Origin of the sequence: uncultured Sunxiuqinia sp., from assembly GCF_963974515.1 — a bacterium.
Lineage (GTDB): Bacteria > Bacteroidota > Bacteroidia > Bacteroidales > Prolixibacteraceae > Sunxiuqinia.
Genome location: NZ_CAXBDD010000019.1, coordinates 43226 through 49323, shown reverse-complemented (window position 1 = coordinate 49323; position 6098 = coordinate 43226). Strand labels below are relative to the sequence as shown.

Below are 6098 nucleotides of genomic sequence, written 5' to 3'. Positions count from 1 at the left end.
TTTTTTTTCTATGTGTCTATTGTTGTTTTTTTGAATTCTAATGTATTAGAAGAACCGCTACAAATGTTGACAAGCCTCAATCCAGCATCCAGCACTCCGCCGCTGATTTTATCCTTTCGCCTTCTCTTTCTTCTTTGTACTTTTAGCCTTCAAAGCTAAGGAAGATGGAAATTGTTTATTTGCTTGCCGGGCTGGCTGTTGGATTTGTTGTTGCTTTTCTGTTGTCGAAACTGAATGCCATGAACTCTGAGAATGAGTTGTTGGCGGTACGCAGTGAGTTTGAAAGAAACAAAGCTCAACTGGAGGAGCGGGTGACTTATTTGCAGGACGACAAGGAAAAGCTTACTGCGCGGCTGGAAACCAAGGAGACCGAAAGCGAGCAGCAGGCGCAACGCCTGATCAAATCAGAGGTTGAATTTGCCAACCTTCGCGAGACGCTGACCACGCAAAAACAAGAGATGGAAGAACTTCAAAAGAAGTTTACGACAGAATTTGAAAATATCGCCCACAAAATCTTAAAGCAAAACTCGCGGGATTTTACACTGGTCAATCAGAAAAATATCAGCGAAATACTGAATCCTTTGCGGGAGAAGATTCAGCTTTTCGAAAAGAAAGTGGAGGATACTTACGAGAAAGGCCTGAAGGATCAAACGGATTTAAAGGCCGAACTGAAGAAATTGCACGACCTGAACATTCGGATCAGCGACGAGGCCAGCAACCTGACTAAAGCCCTGAAAGGCGATGTGAAAAAGCAGGGAAACTGGGGGGAAGTGATTTTGGAGCGTATTCTCGAACGTTCGGGCCTGACTGAAGGGCGCGAGTATGAAAAGCAATTCAGTATGCTTGGCGAGAATGGCTCCCGTTTACAGCCCGATGTGGTAATCTATCTGCCCGATCAGAAGCACATTGTGGTCGATTCGAAAGTATCGCTGGTGGCTTATGAGCGTTTGGTTAATGCAACGGAAGAAGCCGATCGGGCGGGCTACATCAAAGCCCACTTACTCAGTATTAAAAGCCACATTAAACAGTTGAGCGAAAAGCATTATCAAAGTGCACCCGGGATGAACAGTCCCGACTTTGTGCTGTTGTTTGTGCCCATTGAGTCCTCCTTCAGCGTAGCCATCCAGGCCGATCAGGATTTATTTTCGTATGCCTGGGATAATAAAGTGGTTATTGTCAGCCCGTCGACCCTGCTGGCCACCTTGCGCACCATCGCTTCCATTTGGCAACAGGAAAACCAAACCCGCAATGCCATGGAGATTGCCAGACAGGGCGGCCTGCTCTACGATAAGTTTGTGAGTTTTATTGCCGACCTCGAGAAAGTAGGATACAACATTGAGCAAACCCGCAAGAATTACGATCTGGCTATGAACAAGCTGAATGATGGACGCGGTAACCTGATCCGCTCGGCCGAAAAGCTTCGCGAACTTGGCTCAAAAGTCAGCAAGGAATTGCCTCAGAAATATTTGGACGAATAGTCCGGACTTGGGGGCCGTCTGCGGATCTACTTGTTCGGTCACCGCTGTCAATGACTGTCATTCCTGGCCATTGATCGTTGTAGGACTATAATCACCTCATGGCGATGAATGACTACTAATGACGATGAATGACCACCCAATGATCATTTTAATAACTTCAACATCAGGTAATCATGCAGATATTCATCCCCGCTATTTTAATACTTGCTGGTTTTTGATTTGCTGTAATCCGGGTGTTTTTCCGCCCGCTTTAGGCGTGGAGTCGGCCGAAAACTGATGTCAGCGGATTTTATCAGGCGGAAACTGTCCGTCCGGGGTTCGTCTGATGCTTCGCTTTTCAGATTCAGGCTAAAGGCTCGCAGCTCACCCAACTCCACGGTCCGGTTGTCGAGTAGCAGTTCAGGTATCAAATCAATCAATCCCACCAAGGTCGCCACTACGTCTCCTCGCGTCTGCGATGATCGGAGGGCAAGTTCGTCAGCTAGTTCATTCAGGGTCGCTTCGGTGCGGTCGCAGGCCCGAGCGTAATACTTGTATTGTCCCCGCCTTTTGCTCCCGGCGGTGCTTGCTTAATAGGCCGGTACTTTACAGTCATTTCCTTTTGTTTTTATAAACGGTTAATACTTGTCTATTGCACATTTAATACGTATTAAAAAGTCATAATGACGAAAGAAAAGTATCAATCGCACCCTGCCTTTTTGGCCTGATGCCGGTATCATTTCTTTCTGAAATCCGCTTATTTATTTAGAAACTCCACGAGTGGTCCGATAAAACGGTCAAAGGCTTCGATGTGGGGAAGGTGCCCAATATCATCCAACTCCACCAGGCGGGCATTCTGGATTTGTTGTTGGGTTCGTTTTCCCAGTTCGGGGTAGTTGCCCATGGTTGCCCTCACTTCGTCACTCACCAGTTGTTTTCCCAGAGCTGTGCGGTCGCGTTGCCCAATAATTAGCAGGGTAGAGGCTTTAATGCGTCCAAACTCATAGCAAACCGGCTGCGTAAAAATCATGTCGTAGGTCAGGGCTGCATTCCAGGCAATGCGCGGATAATCGATGTTCAGTGTCCAGCCGGCAAGCAGGTTCACCCATTCGTCGTATTCGGGTTTCCACTGGTTGTTGTAGTAACTTTCCAGTTGGTATTTTTTGATGCCTTCGTAGGTTTTTCCCAATTCGTTGGTATACCACCATTCCACTGGTTTGTAGGGGACTTTTAGCTTCCAGTCTTCGAGCCCGATGGGATTGGCTAAAATCAACTTGTCGGTTTGTTCAGGATACATCAAGGCGAAGCGCGTGGCCAGCATGCCGCCCATGGAGTGTCCCAACACGGCGATCGTTTCAATTTGAAGGGTATCGAGCAGCGTTTTGGTGTTGGCCGCCAGTTGCTGAAAGGTGTAGTGATAGTGTTTGGGCTTCGACGACTTTCCAAAGCCAATCTGGTCGGGAATGATTACGCGAAAGCCCTGTTCCCCGGCCAGTACGTTGGCGGTTTCGCGCCAGTAGGCACCGTTGAAGTTTTTGCCGTGAAGCAGCAGAACGCTTTGTCCATTGGGTTTAGCGGGCCTTACATCCATATAAGCCATTTGGTAGGTTTCGTTTTGACTGGCAATGGTGAAGTAGTTTACGTCGAAAGGATAATCGTAATTTTCGAGGTTGAGGCCCAAAGTTTTTATGCCGGTTTGTTGGGCCGGAACGCTGATGCCCATGATCAAAGCAATGATCAGCAACAAAAATTTATGGTATTTCATGATTTTCCTGTTTAAGGGTTTATGTGGTTTAAAACAGGAAGCGTGGAGGATGGTTTAATTTTCGGAGGACAACATGAGTTAATAGCTTGGTTTTTGGCTGTTTGTTCTGGTACAAAATTAGCGCTGATAACGGTCAAATTAACTGATTAGGTTGGTAATGACTTTTATATCACGAATTTGCCATGCTTTGTCGTGACTGACACACACTACTGTTTTCTTTGTATGGATAACATAGTTGATGAAGCGATGTTTCTGCTTTTCGTCCATTGCAGAGGTGGGTTCGTCGAGCAACAGCACGGGGCGGTCGAGCAGTTGCACCAAGATCCAGCCGAGTCGCTGTCGTTCACCACCCGAAATGAGACTGGTATTTTTTTGCATCAGTTCTTCCGGCAGTTCGAACTCCTTGATCTTCTCCAATAGTTTTTCGTTGGTGTATTTCAGGTGTTTGTTGGTTGGGAGTTGAAAAATCTCCTGGAATACGTCCTGAACTTTTCCGTTGGGAAAATCAACGTCCTTGCTGAGGTAGGCAATCTGGCTACGGATTTTGTACACGTTCTCTGCTGTGGCTTCTTTTTTGCCGAAAAGGATTTTTCCGGAATCGGGACTGGTAGAGCCCAGAATTAAACGCAGCAGACTTGTTTTTCCACTACCCGACGGGGCGGCCAGCAATACTTTATCGCCTTTGTTGATGCGAAGATTGAAATTTTTCAGCAATTGCTTATTTCCCAGCGTGAGGGAGACTTCTTTAAATCGAATCATTGGAAGAATCAGAAAAAGTAAGACAAAAAAGCCGGAACATGGTGTCCGGCTTTATATATTCTATCTTGCAACACGATCATTTCTCAATTCATATGTTTTTAAAAAACGAAGTGTCATTTGCGTTGTTTTGACTACGCGCCTTTAACTTGCTTTTAAACGGTGCGAGCTACTTGGGTCAATCTTTTGCATGGCATAGTCCTTTGTTATCACCAATTCCCGAATGTCATTGGACGGACTGTCAAACATGGCATCAATCATGATGCTTTCGCAAATTGACCGGAGACCACGGGCGCCGAGCTTAAACTCAACAGCCTTGTCAACAATGAATTCCAAGGCCTCTTCCTCAAAAGTCAGTTCAATGTCGTCGAGCTTAAACAGCTTGACGTATTGTTTGATGATTGAATTCCGGGGTTCGGTCAAAATGGCTCGCAAAGCTTGACGATCAAGTGGCTCCAGGTAGGCAAGCACTGGTAAGCGGCCAATAATTTCGGGAATGAGTCCGAAACTTTTCAAATCCTGCGGTGAGATATATTGCAACATATTCTCGCGATCCAGGTTGTCAACCAGCTTTTGTGCGCCGAAGCCAACCACCGATGTGTTTAGGCGTTTGGCAATTTTCTTTTCGATTCCATCGAAGGCACCACCACACACAAAAAGGATGTTTTTGGTGTTCACCGGAATCATTTTTTGTTCCGGGTGCTTACGGCCTCCTTGCGGTGGTACATTGACAATGGCTCCCTCCAGCAGTTTCAGCAAGCCTTGCTGAACACCTTCGCCCGACACATCGCGCGTGATGGATGGATTGTCGCCTTTGCGGGCGATTTTATCCAGCTCGTCAATAAAAACGATGCCGCGTTCGGCTGCTTCCACATTGTAATCGGCAGCTTGCAAGAGCCGGGTCAGCAAACTTTCAATGTCTTCGCCCACGTAACCAGCTTCGGTCAAGACCGTGGCATCAACAATGGTGAACGGAACATGAAGCATTTTGGCAATCGTTCGTGCCAGTAAGGTTTTTCCGGTACCCGTTTGCCCAACCAAAATGATGTTGGATTTTTCAATTTCCGTTTCGTCGCTGGTCACTTTCTGGGTTAACCGTTTGTAATGATTGTATACAGCTACTGATAAAATCCGCTTGGCCTGATCTTGTCCGATAACATATTGATCAAGAAAATCCTTGATTTCTTTCGGTTTCAATAATTTCAACCCTTTCAGGTCAAATTCGGTATCTCTCTTTAATTCTTCCTCAACAATGGCAAAAGCCTGCTCAATGCAGTGGTCGCAAATATGACCATCCATTCCTGCAATCAACAAGTTCGTGTCTTTTTTCTCTTTTCCGCAAAAAGAACATTTATCCATGATCTACTCCTCTGTCTCTAATGCTTACTTACTCTTAATTAAAATATCATCGATCATACCATATTCTTTGGCTTCTTCCGAGGTCATCCAGTAATCCCTGTCCGAGTCTTTCTCGACTTTTTCATAGGTGTTTTCTGAATGCTTGGCGATGATTTCGTATAATTCTCTTTTCAGTTTTAAAATTTCGCGTGCGGTAATCTCAATGTCTGAGGCTTGCCCTTGCGTTCCGCCCATGGGTTGGTGAATCATGATGCGTGAGTGTTTCAGGGCTGAACGTTTGCCTTTGGTTCCGGCAGTTAGCAATACCGCTCCCATTGATGCGGCCATTCCGGTACAAATAGTGGCGATATCGGGTGAAATGTATTGCATGGTGTCGTAGATTCCTAAACCGGCATGTACCGACCCGCCTGGGCTGTTAAAATAGATTTGAATGTCTTTACTTGGATCGGTCGATTCAAGGAACAGCAACTGGGCCTGAATGATGTTGGCAATGTAATCGTCGATTGGTGTTCCCAAAAAGATAATCCGATCCATCATTAAACGGGAAAAAACATCCATTGAAGCCACGTTCAATTGTCTTTCTTCAATAATATAAGGGGTCAGGCTGTTGGTAAACAGCGAATCAAAACGATGCAAGTTCAGACTACTAATTCCCATGTGCCCTTGGGCGTATCTATTAAATTCTCTTTTATCACTCATTTCTCTAATCTCTAAATTCTGGTTAAAAAAAAACTTTGTAAACTCTGGATTTCTAAAGCTTT

Annotated in this window: 5 protein-coding genes and 1 pseudogene; 1 reads left to right on the top strand and 5 read right to left on the bottom strand. The window is 45.7% G+C overall.

Annotated elements, in window-relative coordinates:
- Positions 1-164 precede the first annotated feature (164 nt).
- A complete protein-coding gene (gene rmuC / locus AAC033_RS06995) occupies positions 165-1478 on the top strand; it encodes a DNA recombination protein RmuC (RefSeq protein ID WP_339736634.1) in 1314 nt (437 codons plus the stop codon).
- A gap of 197 nt (positions 1479-1675) precedes the next feature.
- Here rmuC and AAC033_RS06990 read toward each other — a convergent pair.
- The 5 genes and pseudogenes from AAC033_RS06990 to clpP all read right to left on the bottom strand — a co-directional run.
- Positions 1676-2020 (bottom strand): annotated as a pseudogene (locus tag AAC033_RS06990) (hypothetical protein); the annotation flags it as partial.
- A 194-nt stretch (positions 2021-2214) separates the two neighbouring features.
- Positions 2215-3222: an alpha/beta hydrolase gene (locus tag AAC033_RS06985; RefSeq protein ID WP_339736633.1), complete on the bottom strand. Its 1008-nt coding sequence runs from the start codon at positions 3220-3222 to the stop codon at positions 2215-2217.
- A gap of 138 nt (positions 3223-3360) precedes the next feature.
- Positions 3361-3981, bottom strand: coding sequence for an ATP-binding cassette domain-containing protein (locus AAC033_RS06980; RefSeq protein ID WP_339736632.1), 621 nt, complete (start codon positions 3979-3981; stop codon positions 3361-3363).
- Positions 3982-4122: 141 nt separating this feature from the next.
- Positions 4123-5337, bottom strand: coding sequence for an ATP-dependent Clp protease ATP-binding subunit ClpX (gene clpX / locus AAC033_RS06975; protein WP_339736631.1), 1215 nt, complete (start codon positions 5335-5337; stop codon positions 4123-4125).
- A gap of 24 nt (positions 5338-5361) precedes the next feature.
- Positions 5362-6036 carry an ATP-dependent Clp endopeptidase proteolytic subunit ClpP gene (clpP, locus tag AAC033_RS06970; protein ID WP_339736630.1) on the bottom strand — a complete coding sequence of 225 codons (675 nt, stop codon included), beginning with the start codon at positions 6034-6036 and terminating at the stop codon, positions 5362-5364.
- Between the last annotated feature and the right edge of the window lie 62 nt (positions 6037-6098).

Coding starts and splice junctions, on each gene's coding strand:
- clpX (WP_339736631.1), bottom strand. CDS start 5,337: ATGGATAAATGTTCTTTTTGCGGAAAAGAGAAAAAAGACACGAACTTG.
- rmuC (WP_339736634.1), top strand. CDS start 165: ATGGAAATTGTTTATTTGCTTGCCGGGCTGGCTGTTGGATTTGTTGTT.
- AAC033_RS06980 (WP_339736632.1), bottom strand. CDS start 3,981: ATGATTCGATTTAAAGAAGTCTCCCTCACGCTGGGAAATAAGCAATTG.
- AAC033_RS06985 (WP_339736633.1), bottom strand. CDS start 3,222: ATGAAATACCATAAATTTTTGTTGCTGATCATTGCTTTGATCATGGGC.
- clpP (WP_339736630.1), bottom strand. CDS start 6,036: ATGAGTGATAAAAGAGAATTTAATAGATACGCCCAAGGGCACATGGGA.